We start from the raw sequence: 16,543 nt of genomic DNA, 5'->3' as shown, positions 1-16,543 counted from the left end.
ATTGACAATTCACGAAAAAAAGTTCAATACAATGGTTATTCATGGAGGCTATGATTCTAAGGATCATTTGGGTAGTTTATCTACTCCACTATATCAAACATCTACTTTTACTTTTGAGACTGCGGAACAAGGGGAAAAAAGATTTGCAGGAGAAGAATCTGGTTATATCTATTCTCGCTTAGGTAACCCTACTGTCCGAGCATTAGAGGAACGAATTGCTCTTTTAGAAGGAGGAGAAGCAGGCCTTGCTTTCGCTTCCGGTATGGCCGCAGCATCAGCTATCCTATTTGCCCTAACGAAAGCAAATGATCACATTATATGCTCTCAAGGTATTTACGGCTGCACATTCGGACTATTGAATATAATGAAAGAAAAATACAATATTCAGACTGATTTTAGCCATCTGGAAACAGAGCAAGAAATAAAGGCACTTATAAAACCTGAAACTCGTTGTATTTATATTGAAACACCTATAAATCCTACTATGAAATTAATAGATTTAGAGCTTGTTTCAAAGGTTGCCAAAGTGCATAACATCCCCGTAGTTGTGGACAACACCTTTTGTTCTCCGTATTTACAGCAACCGCTTCAAAAGGGATGTGACATCGTTATCCATAGCGCAACAAAATATATCGGTGGTCACGGAGACGTTGTAGCTGGTCTAGTAGTCGGAAAAAAAGACTTTATTTCGGAAGTAGCGATGACGACGCAAAAGGATATTGGTGGAATCATGGCTCCATTTGACGCATGGCTTTTATTACGCGGACTAAAAACATTGCCAGTTCGGTTAGATAGGCATAGTAGCAATGCCTGGAACATTTTTCAAAAGCTTAAGGAACACCCAAAAGTAGCTAATATCTATTATCCAGGTGATCCAGACCATAAAGACTATCACATTATGAAAAAACAAATGAAACAAGGAGGAGGGCTTATTTCATTTGAGGTAAAGGGGTCGAAACGGGATGCCCAACAAATGCTTAATGCCCTTTCTTTCATTAATATAGCCGTAAGTTTAGGAGATGCAGAAACACTCATTCAACACCCCGCAACCATGACTCATGCTGTAGTACCTGAAGAATCTAGGCTAAAAATGGGAATAACTGATCAACTAATTAGGCTCTCCGTTGGGTTAGAGGATTGGGAGGATATTTGGGCGGATCTTAATCAAGCATTAGAATCTATATAGCCGTACCTATTATTTTAAAACATAGGCAATGAGCTATCGCTAAAAGTGTAGGATTTAACTTTTAACGATAGCTCTTTTTTAGGTTCTCTATTTAGTTTTAAAACCCCAGTCAAAAACGGATCGGGATTTCTTAAATTCGCCTTAATTATCACTAGGTGAAATTTTATCTTTTAGCTTTAAAGAGCTTTTTTCATCTAATAAATAGAAGAAGATGTACCTTTTTCAATTTTAGGGATAATCGATTTAAATAGAAAAAAGCTAAACATACCTGACGTAAAAATAAAATAAAAATAGTAATAACTTCGCTAGGTAAAATAGAACTCATGAGTAAGAATAGATAAGCAATCAATTGTGCCCCATTAAAATGTAGGGTGTGAAAAGCCATATATGTACTTCTCGCATGAGCTGGTGGAATGCTTGCCATATAACTTCTTCTTATTGGAACAATTAGTATTTCCCCTAAAGAAATAATTGCCATGATTAGTAGAAGAAGTGTTAAGTTTGTTGTATAGGATAGAACTGTAAATCCCAATGTAACTAGTAAAACCCCTACTAACATTACATGTTTATCTTTAAACTTACTAAAATATCTTGAAACTACTAGTGTTGATAATACAACAATTAACGTATTTTCACTTAATAGCACACCGACTATCCCTGTACCATCAATTTCAGCCCCAAAAAAGGATTGTTGGTCTACAACTCGCTCAAACCTTAGGGCAATATAATTTGTAAGTTGAAAGTCTAAGGAAGTAAGAAAGGTACAGGCTAGCACAAACCCTATAAAAATTCGGTCGGATAGCAGTTCACGGTACCTTGTCCACCAATTGACGTGCTCTTTAACACCATTTTTTTCAATTATCTGATAGGACTCTTCAATAAATAAAGCAATGATAACAAAAACAAGTAATGCTCCAAAAGATAAACTTAGAAACAACCAAAATAAGTACTTATGAAAAAGTAGACCACCAAGCAGACTACCAACAGCAAAAGACATACTATTTGCCCAAAATATATACGAAAACACTTGCTTTCTTTCTTGCTTCGTCGTCACATCAATTAGCATTGCAGAATTTGCTGGTCCAAACATCCCAAAACAAAACGTATGAACTAATAACATGCAGTAAGTTAATTGTGGTATTGAAAACCACGGTGAATTACAAGCTGTCATTACTGCATATGCTAATAAACTTATCCCCTGAGCTGCCACCATTACTTTTTTTCGACCATAACTATCTGCTAAAAGACCACTCAAAAGCTTTGCGACGATTCCTATAACAACATTCACCATAAGCAAGAAACTTGCCTGTTTTATTCCAAAATATATTGTCATATATATATGGTCATAAAAGGAAATATCATCGAACTGATAAAACTACTAATTGTAGAATATATAATTCTTAATTTTATATTTTTATGGAAATATCGAAAATGTATGCTCTCCACCCTCTTCAATTTTAACTACACAAAAATGAAGAATTCAGATTCAGATGTTAGGATGAAGTAGTGATACCTTATAAATCTTTTAAAAAGTATGAAAAAAGCCATAGAATGAGTGAATATACACATCCTATGACTATATGTTTAAAAATATATATTAGCAATATAAATCATGCATTATTATATAGAAGGTACGTATACCGGATTTTCTGATCTGAATTTAGTTTTAATAGACTCACGATAAATACCCCCTTTAACAATAATTTCCTAACAAATCAACAATACCTTTAATAGATTTGACTGTCAATATATTCCTTCACTAAAGAACCTTGCTCCACATTCTTTTGTGTGAACCTCTCGACGTTCTCTCCGTATATCTTTTTAATTATATGTAATGCAATATTTTTTCCTGCCTCAAACCCGGAAGCTGTTATGATGTTTCCATCTTCTACTAGGTTACTGTTTACAACGAAATCCACATCCGGATACATACTTTGCATTGTATTTTTAGAAATGCTTTGTACCACAGCTTTTCTTTTGTTTAGTAGTCCAGCTTCAGCCAACAAAACCGTACCCAAACCAATAGAACCTACATTTTCCACATAACTATATTTCTTAAGCCAATTAACCGTTATGCTATTGTGTATTATTGTATTGATTGCACCCAAGGTTCCACCTGGAATAATAATTATGTCTAGCTCTGGAGCATTTGCGAAGGAATACATAGGTTGTAGCCAAAAACCAGATTGTGTCATGACAGAAGAACCTTTTTCTGAAACTGTTACGAGTTGAAACAACTTCTTTCTAGGTAGGCCTCTTTTATATAACGCCAACGACTTCTCTAACTCCGAGCTTGCAACTAAAGAAAAAACATCCCCCACATTAGCCACATCTCGATGGTTAACATCATCATAAAGTAAAATCCCAACTTTTTTACTTTTATCCACCATATTCCCCTCAAATTCTAAAGAATTTAAATATATTTACCTATTTTACCATATTTTTTCAATTTTTCACTAAATTTTATAAGCGTATTTTTTCCTTGTGCCGTCCTTTATCCTATATAATAGATGTTCTAAGCTCTGAACAGAAACGAGGTTAAATGATGAAAGTCGAGGATTTTAAACTTGGCATCATATATACAGCTAGTGCTTATTTGCTTTGGGGATTCTTGCCGATTTATTGGAAGCTAATTGAGGGTGTTACAGCAAGTGAAATATTGGCACATCGTATCATTTGGTCGTTTGCTTTTATGATGATCATTCTTTTTGTTAGTAAGAATTGGTACCCTTTTTTGGAGGAATGTAGAAGGCTTATTAAAAATAAAAAAAGGTTGATAGGCATTACTTTGGCTTCCATTGTTATAAGTTTAAATTGGCTCATATTTATTTGGGCAGTCAATAGTAATCATGTAGTGGATGCTAGCTTAGGCTATTATATTAATCCATTAGTAAGTATTTTGTTAGGTGTTATCGTACTAAAGGAAAAGCTATCCTTTTGGCAGTTAATGGCCGCCTTCATCGCTTTTTTAGGTGTCCTCAATATGACGATAAACTTCGGTTCAGTCCCTTGGGTATCCTTAGTATTAGCGACTAGCTTTGGCTTATATGGACTGTTAAAAAAGTTGTTTCCCATTAAAGCGATGTATGGACTTACTATTGAGACGATGCTAGTAACACCTATCGCACTGTTATTTTTACTAAACACACATTTTGGCAGTTGGTCTTCTATACAACTATTTAACATGGAAAGTGGTTTACTTCTTTTAGCAGGCGCTGTAACAGCCATTCCATTGCTGTTATTTGCAGGTGGGGCTGCTAGAATTCCTTTATCCTTGTTAGGTTTTTTACAATACATTACTCCCACTATCATGTTGATTCTTGGCGTCTTACTTTACCATGAGCCGTTTACTAGCGTGCACCTTACATCTTTTACGTTAATCTGGATAGCATGTGCTGTTTACAGTTTATCGCGCACAAAACTTTTCACACGGTTAGAGCCAAAAATCTTGAGGAAAAGAAAATCTATGTAATATCGTAACCGTAGTCTAACAACATATTGAGGCTACGGTTTTTCTTTTAATCTTTTCATGAAACTGATTACATTTTTCGTTTGTCTAAAAAGCAATTCCCCCGCATTCTCCATACTTTCCGTCAACGTAATTGGCTGCATCATGATGGAAAAACAACCAGTAAAAAGTTCTCTTAGTTTTTCCTCTTCTTGCACACTACCAGAAATTAGGATGGTAGGTACACCTTGTTCTGTAGCAAGCTTTGCCACATATGCTGGTCCCTTTCCATAAAGAGTTTGGTAATCACTTTGTCCTTCTCCTGTTAAAACGAAATCAGCATCAACTAACTCCTTTCTTAACCCCATTACCTCAGCAACTAATGTTGCTCCGGATTGTAATTGAGCGCCAATCGACAAAAGGGCAAATCCTAATCCACCAGCGGCCCCAGCTCCTGGTAAATGGCGTAAGTCTTTATTCACCTGCTCCTCCATCACATTTGCATAATTCCAAAGTGCCTTATCTAATTTCTCTATTTGTTTTGGATTGGCGCCTTTTTGCGGTCCATATATCACACTTGCTCCATCCTTGCCACATAAAGTGTTATGAACATCACAGGCAACAATGATTTCTATATTGTGAAGACGTGGGTCAAGAGAAGAAATGTCTGCTCGTTTAACCTTTAGTAAATCCTCCCCAAAGATTCCCACTTCCTGTTGGTGAGCATCATAAAATTTTGCACCTAAAGCGTGTAACATTCCTAAACCACCATCATTAGTTGCACTACCACCTAAGCCTATAATTATTTTCTTATAGCCGTCGTTCATCAACTGATTTATTAACTGCCCAACACCAAAAGTCGTTGTAAGGTATGGATTCCTTTTATCGTTGGGCACTAGCGTTAATCCCGCTATTTTAGCTACCTCTATAACTGCCGTACTTTCTTCTAGGATGCCAAAAGTCGTTGATATTCCTTCTCCTAGCGGACCAATGCAATTTGTTTGTTTCACTTTACCATCTTCCCCATGCACAAAAGCATCTATTGTTCCTTCTCCCCCATCAGCAAGCGGAACTAATGTTACATGTGCATCAGGAAAAACGTCATGGCAGCTCCTTTTCATCACTTCACAAACTTCTTTTGCAGAGAGACTCCCTTTAAAAGAATCAGGTGCAATAACTATTTTCATTTTTTTACCCCTTAGAATTTATATTCATTATCAACTATTTACCCATCATTAGTATTTAATCCTTCTTATAGGAAAAATTAGTATTATCAATATGTATTAGGAGGATATATCCATGGATCAAGAAAAATTTACGAAAGATTCAATGCCAACAGCCCCCGAATCTTATTGGAGAGATTCGGTCACTTTACCTTCTTTTGAAGCGCTTAAACAAGATATAGATGCAGATGTTACGATTGTTGGTGGTGGAATTACTGGTATTACGACAGCATACTTATTGCAAAAGGAAGGACTTCAAGTTGTTTTGCTAGAAGGCGGAGAAATTTTGAATGGCACCACCGGGCATACAACCGCAAAAATTACTGCCCAACACGATATCATTTATGATGAGCTTATTGGACATTTTGGTTTAGAAAAGGCTAGAACTTACTATGTGGCGAACATGGAAGCAAAAGAATTTATTGAAAACATTGTAAAAGAAAATAATATTGATTGTGATTTCGAAGAGCAGGATGCTATTATTTATGCCACATCAGATGACTCCATGCAAAAACTTGAAAAAGAGTACCGGGCATATGAACGCTTAGGAATAAAAGGAGAATTTTTAGATAAAATTCCTTTTAACATCACTATTCAGGGTGCTTTAGCCATGAAAAATCAAGCCCAGTTCCATCCACTCAAATATTTGAAGCATTTAGCTTCTTCCTTTGTAGAGAATGGTGGAAAGATCTATGAGAATACAACAGCGGACACTATTGAAGAAGCAGCAAAATCAAAGGTTGTAACACGTGATGGATATAAGGTTACGAGCGATTTTGTACTTGTATGTTCTCACTTCCCTTTCTATGATAAAAAAGGCATGCATTTTGCCCGCCTTTATCAGGAGAGGTCCTATCTTATTGCAGTAAAAGCAAGGGATGAATATCCAGGAGGTATGTATTTAAGTGCCGATCAACCTACTCGCTCTCTTCGCTATGCAAAAATGGACGGAGAAAACATTGTTCTAGTTGGAGGAGAGGGGCATAAAACCGGACATAGTACGGATACGATGAAGCATTATCAAGCATTAGAAAACTTTGCTCGCCAAACCGTTGGGATTGAAGAGTTCTTGTATAGATGGTCCGCACAAGATATTTATACGCTTGATAAGGTTCCTTATATAGGACGAATCACTTCCAATGATCCGAGTATTTTAATTGCAACTGGGTATAAAAAATGGGGAATGTCAAGCAGTACTGCAGCAGCAAGATTATTAACGGATCTTGTTTTAAAAAGAGACAACCCAGCCCAAGAACTTTTTAGTCCTTCTAGATTTGATGCAGATCCCGATTTCCGTAAATTTATGAGCCAAAACATGGATGTTGCAGGACATTTTATTAAAGGAAAAGTGGAAGGACAATCGAAAAGCTTGGATGACCTTTCTGAAGGAGAAGGTGCAGTCGTTAAAATTAATGGAAAACGTGCAGGAGCATATAAAGATGAAGCAGGGGAATTTCATATAGTAGATACAACCTGTACCCATATGAAGTGTGAATTAGAATGGAATAATGGTGAGCATAGTTGGGATTGTCCATGTCATGGTTCTAGATTTTCCATTGATGGAGATGTGCTAGAAGGTCCCGCTACAAAACCACTAGATAAACTAAACTCTAACTAAAATAAGAAAGCTGGCTATTGGCCAGCTTTCTTATTTTAATAATGGATTTAACTCACTAATCAATTTTTGTAGTTTTTGCGATTGGTCGTAATATAATTGTTTAGTGTTTTGATCCTTTGTTTGTAAAGCAAACCCTTCTAAATCTGCTTGTATTTTTCTTAACTGTGCAGCTAACAATGGTTTCTGTTGAATTTGGGAATCATCTGTATCATCAACAAACAAATCAACATAAACATTTCCTTTTGAATCTACTTGAGCCAAAAATACGTCGGAGAAATTTTGTGCTCCTTGTTTTTGGATTTCTCCTTGAAGCCATTCTTTTGTATATCCATAATGTTTTAATTTTTGCTCGATCAGTTGACCATCTACTATAACTAACTGTGGTAGACGTTCTTCTTCCACGAGAAGCCCTAAGGTTTGCGGGGTAATCGGTTGATTTCCAGCCTTCATCATTACACTAACTTTTCCGTTCGTTTCTAAAACCGCAGCTTCTACATCTGATAACTTAAAAGCATTCTTTTCTCTTAATTTCGTCATTAAATCATCAAAAGTAAACCGAACTTTTCTCAAATTATCCTCTAGCACTTTCCCATTTTCAACTAACACGGTGGGACTACCCTCCACTGCATCACGAAACCGAAAAGAACCTAGAGATATGTAGTTGACAATGAGTTGAAAAAGTGTCCAATATATTAAACCAGCAACACCAATTGCGATTGTCACTTTTTCATTTATAGCAAGTGTAGCTGCTATACTACCAACGGTAATGCCTACTACATAATCAAAGAATGTAAATTGGGATATTTGTCTTTTTCCCATAATTCTGGCAAGTGTCAACAAAACAACAAAAGCAATTAATGACCTTATAAATATTAATAATAAATCTGGCATTATTATTACCTCCCATTCATACATACTTTTTCCTAAATTAGAGAAAATATAAGCAAATGATAAAAAGAAGGGGACGAATAACGTTGCTCAATAAGTTAAAAAAATTCGTTACTTTTTCCATCCTTTTGATTCTTTTAGCAAGCTGCGCACCAACTGATGATACCAAAAAGGACATAGAACAATCCTTAGATCAAATAAAATCTTCCGTTAAGATTAACGACTGGCAACAAGCTAGTAAAGAAGTGGATAGCTTAAACAAAAAATACGATAAACACCTTTGGAAGATGCAAATGTTAGGTGAAGAAAATTCATATGAGCAAATGAAGATAGAAATTGAACAACTAAGGGCAGCTATAGAAGATGAAACAAAAAGTAATATTACAAAAGAAGTGGCAACGATTAGGGCCTACTTAAACAACATTTTTCGATCCAATTAAGAAAGAGGGTGGCATTTCGCCACCCTCTTTACATTAAAAACCTTTATATTGAGGCTCTTCCTGTTCAATTTGTTTGACACGGGGCTCTAAGGATTGTACTAAAGACATTGTTTGTTGTGCAGCGTTATCGTATAGTTGCTTTGCATTTTTATCTTGTGTTTGTAAAGCAAACTGTTCGAAACTTGCTTGTGCACTTTTTAGACCAGCAACTGCTTGTTTTACTTGTGCAGATACAGTCATCGTATTCACCCCTTTCTTTTGTTACAACATTATTATCTGTACTATCTGCAGACTTATTTATGGTGAATATTGTTATTGGATTAGACTTTTGTGTATCCATATTGCTGCTTGCGAACCTTCCCCCATCGCTATAGTAACCTGCTCTGAATGCGCAACGACATCTCCTGCTGCCCATACGTTTGGAACATTGGTCATTTTCGTTCTTGGATCCACGACAATATGTTTGTTTTCCAACCTTTCTAAACCTAGTTGATGACCTATTTCCGATCGAACCTCATTTCCGCCAAATGCAATAAACCCTCTGTCACCATGTACTACTTCATTATTTTTCAATCTAACCCCATTGAAGTATTCCCCTTCGGCCATTACTTCCATTATTTCTTCATTAAGGAAAGAAATATTCTTTTCCTTTAATTTCTTTTTAACATCATCTGATATTGTTTTTTGTTCATGATTTATAAAGATAATATCTTGCGTCCAATAGGAAAGTGTTAATGCCATGTTTGCACCTGAATTACCTGAGCCCATGACAATTGTTTTTTTATCTTTCACTTCATATCCATCACAATCCGGGCAAACATAAACAGATTTACCTAAGCATAGATAAAGGCTGTTAAATGGAGGAATTCTATCCATAACGCCAGTGGCTATTAAGAGCCGTTTTGTTACATATTCTCTTTCATTTTGAGAAGATAAGATAAAAGTTTCCTTCTGCCTTTTGACCTTCAAAATTTTATCGTTTGCAAATTCCACTCCAAATTTTTCAGCATGTTGTTTTCCAACAGATCGTAAATGTTGCCCACTAACACCATCTGGGTATCCCAATATATTGTGGTAGCTTCGGCATATCACTGATCTTCCATCATTAGAATCAATTACTAATGTATGGTGTTTATATCGCCCTAATTGGATTGCAGCTTGTAACCCAGCAATGCCCCCACCAACTATAACGCAATCATAAACCATCATGCTCTCCTCCTTTCTAAGAAAGGAAAAGGTTCTAACGATTAAATCGTTAGAACCTTAACATTTTCATTAGCCTTTTTGTACATTGGCAGCTTGTGGTCCTTTTTGACCATCTTCAATATCAAAAGTAACGGTTTGTCCTTCATCTAAAGTTTTGAACCCGTCACCTTGAATTGCAGAATAGTGAACAAATACATCTTCAGAACCTTCCACTTCAATGAAGCCAAATCCTTTTTCTGAGTTAAACCATTTTACCGTTCCAGTTGCCATTTGAAATCCTCCTGAATCCTTTTTGCTAGGTGATACTTCCATGTATCACTACATTTATAATATGTGCTAAACAAAGAAACACATTCAAATAATCCGTTAAAAATTGTTTTTAATTATAGCAAAGTTTACCAAATTCAAGCATATAACACCCTATGAAAAAATAGCCATTAGACATAAATATTGTTTTTTCCAACAAAACCACTAAAACAAGACATATTTGCATGACAACCGATGACAAATTTTTCAGAACTTGTCCTATATACTGAAGAAAAGCATGAAGTGGTGAATTTGTATGATGAATGATTCAATTACTGTTTATAATGTGAAACACTCCGAATTCAAAGTGAAATGGAACCAACAACTAAATAGTATGGATAAGGATGACATTTGCTTTTACCGGTTTGTTGGAGGCAATCTTAAAGAAACGGATGAACTTATTCAACAACTGAACACCTTGAAAGAAAAGAAGGCTCTTCTTTTAGGTGTATTTCGTTTTCCATTTCGTTTTGAGGGAAAAAAGCGTTTGCAAACAGCTATCACACAATACTTTCGAATGAAAGAACTTTGTGACGCGATTATTTTCTTTCATGGTGATGGCATGATGGATATGATTGACTCTACCACAACAGTAGTCGAAGCAAATCGCATTTTCGGTTCATTTGAAGAAATAGCCATTAAAGCACTCGAAGAAATGGTCGCAATTCCTGGTGAAATGAACATTGATGTCCATGATATTCGAACTTTCGTAAAAGAAAAGAAAGGCCCTCTATTTTTACATACAATAGAAGGTGATTCATTTGATGAACCGTTAAAATATTTAATATCAGCACCTTATTTACCAGAAAATTTTACAGACGGGAAACAAATGATCTTAAATATTGGTTATACACAAGAAGTTGGCATGGATGCCTTTAGACATATTAACCTCCGTTTGAACGATTTATTCAACAAAGCAGATCTTGTTAAATTAGGTACCTATTTTATGGATGAGCCTGGTAATCGCTTTAAAATCACTCTATTAGTGAATGGAATAGATGATCCATTTCCACAGCCGGATGACTTAAAGAGGATCCCCACTCCACCACTTTGGTTAAGAAGGAAATGGGATATCATTTTGCAAAAAAGTAAAAATTTAAAAATATTTACCCAACCAAAAGAAAATAATAAAGAACACGGAAACTCCATAGAAAAAGAAGATAAACTGCATTTATAAATGGAAAAAGCCCCTTTTGGGGGCTCTTTCTTAATGATTAACTTCAATTTCACCAATATCCGTTCTAACTTTTAAAGTAGGTCCTGGACCGTTACCGTTTGTAACAAAGGGGCCATTAACGTCAATGTCACCTATATCACTATCCAAATCCAACACTAGGCTTTCTGAAAGTTCCTTCACATTAACAACAACTTCTCCAATATCCGATTTAATATTTACATCCTCTGTGATGGCTTCCATAGTTAATTCAACTTCACCTGTATCTGATTCAATCTCTATTTTTCCGACTGCACTTTTCACATTTACCTTACCTACATTTGTTCTAATTGTTGCTTTTTCTCCTACAAACTTATCTATTCCAACTTCCCCAACATCATTTGAAACGAAAAGCTCTGTTACTTCTATTTCTTCAATGTCTATTTTACCTACATCTGATTCCACTTCAACATAACTTAATAAACCTTTAGGTATACTTACATCAATGTATTGTTTATCATTCATATTAAAATTGATAAATGGTATGGAAAAAAACTGTTTCGAATGTATATCTGAAGTTACCTGTAGAGTATTACCCTCTTGTGTAATCTCGAATGTACTTTTGTTTTCGTTTTGTTTTGAAACTTCACCGTGAATATGAACTTCTATTTCATTACTATCACTTTCGAAAATACGAACATCCCCAACATTGGATTTAATTTTTACACTTTCTATTTCTTCTGCATCAAATGATTGACGTTCATTAATATCAACTTTTGGCCCTAGAGCAAAAATACTCCCTCCCAATGATACAGTACCAATTATTCCTATAATAAGTACGATAAGAGCGCCTATTACTACCTTTTTCATTACGCATTTCCCCCTTTAATAATTCTAATATTGAATTTCACATATTTTAAAATGATATGATATAAAAATTTTCCTACATAGATCATTCCGACACTAAACAACACACCAAGGCTACTTACTGTTATCGATACAAAGAAACCTAATAAAGCATTACTTGAATCAAAAAATAAGGAAACAATCCAAGCAAATGGCGATAAAGTAAGTGCAATTGCAGCAGCTGATAGCCCTACATATACTCCAATAATTGCTACAATAGGTCCAAGCATAATGATTAGGTTAAAAAAACTAAGCCCGATTGTTGCAATAACTGCCTGTGAAATGTTTTTAACTGACTTATCCGTTTCTGCCTGGGTAACACGGTAATCGATTAGTAAATCCTTAGCAATCACTCTAGGACTCCCTAAATCTTTTACTATTTCTTCTTCTGTCTTTCCTTCTGCTTCTCCAAGTTCAAAATGCTCCTCAAAGTCATAAATCATTTCTTTGCGATCATACTCAGGAACTTTTGCTAGCTGCCGTTCTAACTCTTTTAAAAATAATTGTTTATTCATTTTCAGTTGCCTCCTCAATTAATTCACTTACACCCTTACTAAATTCCTTCCAATCACGAATAAGCTCGTTCATATACTCTTCGCCCTTATTTGTTAAGGTATAATATTTTCTAGATGGTCCCTCAGTTGATTCCGCCAAATAAGTCGTACAATAATCTTCCTTTGTTAATCGTCTGAGTAATGGATAAAGTGATCCTTCTGCGACATTAATTCGTTTAGAAATGTTTTGTGCTAACTCATACCCATATTGATCACGACTAGAAATTAGTACAAGCACACAAAGCTCTAAAACACCTTTCTTAAATTGTACATTCATTTCATTTCACTCCTACTATTTATCAATCACTACTAGATATTGTTTAGTACTACTGCAAAAAAATTAGGACTATCGTTACCTATGAGTATATAATAATATACACTACTGAATATTGCAAGATACTGATTATAATATTTTGGAATTTTTTACCCGAGACTTATTTTTACATAGAACAACGCTGTTTTAATCCGTCTATAGACTGAAATGCCCTCATTATTTAGCATGGTTTAGGAAGTGAAAATTCCAGGGTGTGGTTTTTCTCTGTAAATTTCTCTATTTATTCCAATGAAAAACCTTTATATTTAACTTAATCTGCATATGTTAAATATAGGTCACGAAAAATACGTTTACCTTTATATATTTTTTTATTAGAGCTCAGACATCGGTTTTTAAACTTGCATAATGGGGAATTGATTTTTAATAAGGATTACAGATAAATTGACAGGTGTGAAATAAAATGAATAAAGGAATTATGATTACTGCTTGTACTCTACTCCTTTTAGGTGGGTTGTTTTTTATTTTCCTCATAAAAGATATTCCAGCTACAGAGCAAGATGTTAGTATAGAACAAGACGAACTACCTGAACCAGAAAGAGAAGAAGTACCAAATCCCGATAAAAATTCACCATCGATTTCTGAAAAAATTTCACAAACTGTTACAGATGTAGTAGAAAAAGCAATTGAGTTTCTTTCTAAAGAGGAAATGAACATAGTTGCAATAGGGGATTCATTAACAGAAGGTATCGGTGATGAAACAAAGAGCGGTGGTTTTGTAGGCATTTTGGAAAGACGCATTGATTCAGCTAATGATATACCAATAACAGTAAGTAATTATGGGAAAAAGGGAAACCGTACGGATCAATTACTTATTAGGTTGGAAGAAGAGGAAATTAATCATTCGATAAAAGAGGCAGATTTAGTTTTAATAACGATAGGTGCAAATGACATTATGAAGATTGTCAAAGAGAACTTCCTCTCTCTGAGTTATGATGATTTTTCCTCGGAGCTTGATCACTATCAAAATCGATTAGAGGCAATTATGAACTATATTAGAAGGATGAACCCGTCAGCACATATTTATTTAGTTGGTCTGTTTAACCCATTCGCTCAATATTTTGGGGACATCCCAGAACTTGATATCATTGTTAATGATTGGAACACAAGAGGTAGAAGAGTAATTGAAGCTGATCATAACGCTACTTTCATTCCAATTAAAGATGTGTTTCAAAATACAGAAGACCACTTATTTTCAGCTGATAATTTTCATCCAAATGCCTTAGGCTACGAAAAAATAGCTGATCGAGTAATGGAATACATCACATCAACCTATCGCAGGGTCAGCAATTAAAAAGAGATTTTTGAAACCGATCCTGTACAAGATGAGTGGTAGTCCGTCACCGCGGAAAAATACTCGCTTTCCATGGGCAAGGCTTCAACCTCCTCACAAGCCAAGAGCGCTCACTGCGGGGCCTTTAGACTCTTGCCTCTCCCATAGGAGTATCGCATGTTTCCGCAGCTTAATTAAGTGGTTTGTAGAAACGCGAAGAATTCCCAAAACATAATGATCTCACGTGTCAAACTTAATCAGAAAAATCTATATCAGCGTAGGCAGAATACGGGGACTCCTGCGGGATTAGTGACCTAAATTAAGAACCCAAAGACGAGGTCGAGGAGGCTCACTAGGAACCCTAAGGTTCTCGAAGTATTCAGCCTACGCTATTAATGGCTATTTGATTAAAGAGTAGTAATAAGACCACCAAGTACAACCTTAAAAAATTGCATGAAGATTTCTTATTACCTATATATATATTTTCAATAGTCTTTCTCTCTAATTAATTAGGATAGAATACTGCGCACATTCATAGCGAAGGAAATACACGTAGGACAGCGAAGAGGTTAAGACCCCATAACGAGCGTTCTTTGCGAGTGAGGAGGCTCAAGTGGGAGCAAGCGGTAAGCGTAGTGTATTTCCGAAGTAGTTTGATTCGCACTTATTAGTTACGTCAGATTTACTATCAACTGTGATGCAATGACGACAATTTATACAAAATGATACTTAAAAAAAGTGAATTGGGGATAAATATGTTTGAAAAAATAAAGATAAAAAATAAATGGAAGGCTTTATTCTTTGGCTTAATGGGCATTAATGCCGTTGTTATTATCTGGCTTCTGTTACTCATATTCCTACCATTAGCAGGAGAAAAAATCGAATCAAAAGAAAATATCGATAAAGGGCAAGCTGAATTCACTATATCTTCCACAAAACAAAATTTAAACCGACTAATTAATACTTATCTAGAAGAACTTTCTGAGCACACTGATATTGATTATGCTATATCGATAGATGACAGTGTCAAGCTTATTGGCACTATTCTTGCGTTTGAAAAAGACATACCACTTACAGCAAGTTTTACTCCAGAAGTTCAAGAAAATGGTGATTTAAACTTAAAACTTCAGTCCATTACATTAGGAAGACTGGAGTTACCAAATAAAAAAGTACTAGATTACGTAAAGAAGAACTATCCTATGCCTGAATGGGTGATCGTAAACCCAGGAGATGAGAGTATCTATGCTGCCGTAACCGAAATGAAAATTAGAAGTAATTTTAATGTAGCTGTTGAGTCATTCAATCTAAAAAGAAATCGCCTATCTTTTAAACTAACTGTTCCAAATAAAGCATTTCATTTTAATTATCCATTTTAAAAAAGGAGGGATTATCCCTTCTTTTTATTTGTATATGTGAATAAGATTCCTTACCTTTCCTCATATAATTTATCATTTTCGTTTATCTATGTTTTATTGTTAAATAGTCTCAATATTCCCAAGCTTTTGGCATTTCGACAATTTCTTTCAATTTTTTATAGGAAAATTAATCATTATCGATTACAATAGTAATGTTCAACTACATAAATTTACTAAAGGGAGAGATATTTATGTTACAAAAGTGGGGAAAAGGCGGTAGCGTAATTGTAATCGCTGGTATTGCACTAATCATTTCATTATTCTTACCATGGGTTGACCTTGGAATCTTTTCAGTAAGTGGATTTCAACAAGAAGGGTATTTAGTACTTATTCTTTTTGCTTATCCTTTATATGTAGCTTTTGCCAACAAACCAATTAACGCAATTGCAGGCTTGGCAACGTCTATTATTTCTGTTGTATTTTTATTTTATTTCCTATCTTCTAAATCCGAGAGTTTATTCGGAGAAACAATTAATGCTGCCGGAACTGGTCTTTACTTAGCACTTGTTGCATCATTTGTCTTAGTAGTAGGAGTCGTTTTAAAAATTAAAGAATCAAAATAATGGTTATATGTAAAAAACCTTCCTGCTTGGAAG

General features: G+C 35.2%; 18 protein-coding genes. 8 read left to right on the top strand and 10 right to left on the bottom strand.

What is annotated here, in order from left to right; genetic code table 11:
* Position 1: 1 nt before the first annotated feature.
* On the top strand, positions 2 to 1,186 hold the full coding sequence (gene megL / locus HNQ94_RS11190; protein ID WP_246200015.1) for a methionine gamma-lyase: 1,185 nt from the start codon (positions 2 to 4) through the stop codon (positions 1,184 to 1,186).
* A gap of 190 nt (positions 1,187 to 1,376) precedes the next feature.
* On the opposite strand, the gene HNQ94_RS11185 is transcribed toward megL, so the two are convergent.
* Both HNQ94_RS11185 and HNQ94_RS11180 read right to left on the bottom strand, forming a co-directional pair.
* Positions 1,377 to 2,519: an MFS transporter gene (locus HNQ94_RS11185; RefSeq protein ID WP_260400928.1), complete on the bottom strand. Its 1,143-nt coding sequence runs from the start codon at positions 2,517 to 2,519 to the stop codon at positions 1,377 to 1,379.
* A gap of 394 nt (positions 2,520 to 2,913) precedes the next feature.
* Positions 2,914 to 3,573 (bottom strand): DJ-1/PfpI family protein, encoded by a 660-nt coding sequence (locus HNQ94_RS11180; RefSeq protein ID WP_174496628.1) that lies wholly within the window; start codon positions 3,571 to 3,573, stop codon positions 2,914 to 2,916.
* Positions 3,574 to 3,728: 155 nt separating this feature from the next.
* Here HNQ94_RS11180 and rarD point away from each other — a divergent pair, with 155 nt between their 5' ends.
* On the top strand, positions 3,729 to 4,658 hold the full coding sequence (gene rarD, locus HNQ94_RS11175) for an EamA family transporter RarD (RefSeq protein WP_376697744.1): 930 nt from the start codon (positions 3,729 to 3,731) through the stop codon (positions 4,656 to 4,658).
* A 32-nt stretch (positions 4,659 to 4,690) separates the two neighbouring features.
* On the opposite strand, the gene HNQ94_RS11170 is transcribed toward rarD, so the two are convergent.
* Positions 4,691 to 5,821 carry a glycerate kinase gene (locus HNQ94_RS11170; RefSeq protein ID WP_174496630.1) on the bottom strand — a complete coding sequence of 377 codons (1,131 nt, stop codon included), beginning with the start codon at positions 5,819 to 5,821 and terminating at the stop codon, positions 4,691 to 4,693.
* A 112-nt stretch (positions 5,822 to 5,933) separates the two neighbouring features.
* On the opposite strand from HNQ94_RS11170, the gene HNQ94_RS11165 reads away from it, so the two are divergent.
* Positions 5,934 to 7,475: an FAD-dependent oxidoreductase gene (locus HNQ94_RS11165; RefSeq protein ID WP_246200016.1), complete on the top strand. Its 1,542-nt coding sequence runs from the start codon at positions 5,934 to 5,936 to the stop codon at positions 7,473 to 7,475.
* Between the two features lie 30 nt (positions 7,476 to 7,505).
* Here the strand turns inward: HNQ94_RS11165 and HNQ94_RS11160 are convergent, their stop codons facing one another.
* Positions 7,506 to 8,366 (bottom strand): DUF421 domain-containing protein, encoded by an 861-nt coding sequence (locus tag HNQ94_RS11160; protein ID WP_174496631.1) that lies wholly within the window; start codon positions 8,364 to 8,366, stop codon positions 7,506 to 7,508.
* Positions 8,367 to 8,449: 83 nt separating this feature from the next.
* Between HNQ94_RS11160 and HNQ94_RS11155 the strand changes: the two genes are divergently transcribed.
* A complete protein-coding gene (locus HNQ94_RS11155; protein ID WP_174496632.1) occupies positions 8,450 to 8,803 on the top strand; it encodes a DUF4363 family protein in 354 nt (117 codons plus the stop codon).
* A 33-nt stretch (positions 8,804 to 8,836) separates the two neighbouring features.
* Here the strand turns inward: HNQ94_RS11155 and HNQ94_RS11150 are convergent, their stop codons facing one another.
* The 3 genes from HNQ94_RS11150 to HNQ94_RS11140 form a co-directional block, all read right to left on the bottom strand.
* Positions 8,837 to 9,043: a DUF1657 domain-containing protein gene (locus tag HNQ94_RS11150; protein ID WP_174496633.1), complete on the bottom strand. Its 207-nt coding sequence runs from the start codon at positions 9,041 to 9,043 to the stop codon at positions 8,837 to 8,839.
* Between the two features lie 72 nt (positions 9,044 to 9,115).
* A complete protein-coding gene (locus tag HNQ94_RS11145) occupies positions 9,116 to 10,009 on the bottom strand; it encodes an NAD(P)/FAD-dependent oxidoreductase (protein WP_174496634.1) in 894 nt (297 codons plus the stop codon).
* A 69-nt stretch (positions 10,010 to 10,078) separates the two neighbouring features.
* Positions 10,079 to 10,279 carry a cold-shock protein gene (locus HNQ94_RS11140; protein WP_174496635.1) on the bottom strand — a complete coding sequence of 67 codons (201 nt, stop codon included), beginning with the start codon at positions 10,277 to 10,279 and terminating at the stop codon, positions 10,079 to 10,081.
* 292 nt (positions 10,280 to 10,571) lie between these two features.
* On the opposite strand from HNQ94_RS11140, the gene HNQ94_RS11135 reads away from it, so the two are divergent.
* On the top strand, positions 10,572 to 11,492 hold the full coding sequence (locus HNQ94_RS11135; protein WP_174496636.1) for an FtsZ/tubulin family protein: 921 nt from the start codon (positions 10,572 to 10,574) through the stop codon (positions 11,490 to 11,492).
* A gap of 30 nt (positions 11,493 to 11,522) precedes the next feature.
* Here HNQ94_RS11135 and HNQ94_RS11130 read toward each other — a convergent pair whose 3' ends face one another.
* Genes HNQ94_RS11130 through HNQ94_RS11120 form a run of 3 tightly spaced genes read right to left on the bottom strand, consistent with a single transcriptional unit; the run spans position 11,523 to position 13,205 of the window.
* On the bottom strand, positions 11,523 to 12,338 hold the full coding sequence (locus HNQ94_RS11130) for a DUF4097 family beta strand repeat-containing protein (RefSeq protein WP_174496637.1): 816 nt from the start codon (positions 12,336 to 12,338) through the stop codon (positions 11,523 to 11,525).
* On the bottom strand, positions 12,338 to 12,889 hold the full coding sequence (locus tag HNQ94_RS11125; RefSeq protein ID WP_174496638.1) for an HAAS signaling domain-containing protein: 552 nt from the start codon (positions 12,887 to 12,889) through the stop codon (positions 12,338 to 12,340). Before HNQ94_RS11125 ends, HNQ94_RS11130 begins: the two co-directional genes overlap by 1 nt.
* Positions 12,882 to 13,205, bottom strand: a complete 324-nt coding sequence (locus HNQ94_RS11120) for a PadR family transcriptional regulator (protein ID WP_174496639.1) — start codon at positions 13,203 to 13,205, stop codon at positions 12,882 to 12,884. The genes HNQ94_RS11125 and HNQ94_RS11120 overlap by 8 nt, the downstream gene beginning before the upstream one ends.
* 457 nt (positions 13,206 to 13,662) lie before the next feature.
* Between HNQ94_RS11120 and HNQ94_RS11115 the strand changes: the two genes are divergently transcribed.
* The 3 genes from HNQ94_RS11115 (at position 13,663) to HNQ94_RS11105 (ending at position 16,510) form a co-directional block, all read left to right on the top strand.
* Positions 13,663 to 14,553: an SGNH/GDSL hydrolase family protein gene (locus HNQ94_RS11115; protein WP_174496640.1), complete on the top strand. Its 891-nt coding sequence runs from the start codon at positions 13,663 to 13,665 to the stop codon at positions 14,551 to 14,553.
* 734 nt (positions 14,554 to 15,287) lie between these two features.
* Positions 15,288 to 15,908 (top strand): YpmS family protein, encoded by a 621-nt coding sequence (locus HNQ94_RS11110; protein ID WP_174496641.1) that lies wholly within the window; start codon positions 15,288 to 15,290, stop codon positions 15,906 to 15,908.
* A gap of 230 nt (positions 15,909 to 16,138) precedes the next feature.
* Positions 16,139 to 16,510 (top strand): hypothetical protein, encoded by a 372-nt coding sequence (locus HNQ94_RS11105; RefSeq protein WP_174496642.1) that lies wholly within the window; start codon positions 16,139 to 16,141, stop codon positions 16,508 to 16,510.
* The last annotated feature ends 33 nt before the right edge of the window (positions 16,511 to 16,543 follow it).

This window comes from Salirhabdus euzebyi (assembly GCF_014207435.1).
In the GTDB taxonomy this organism is placed as follows: Bacteria; Bacillota; Bacilli; order Bacillales; family Alkalibacillaceae; genus Salirhabdus; species Salirhabdus euzebyi.
This window is presented reverse-complemented; position numbering and strand designations above follow the sequence as displayed.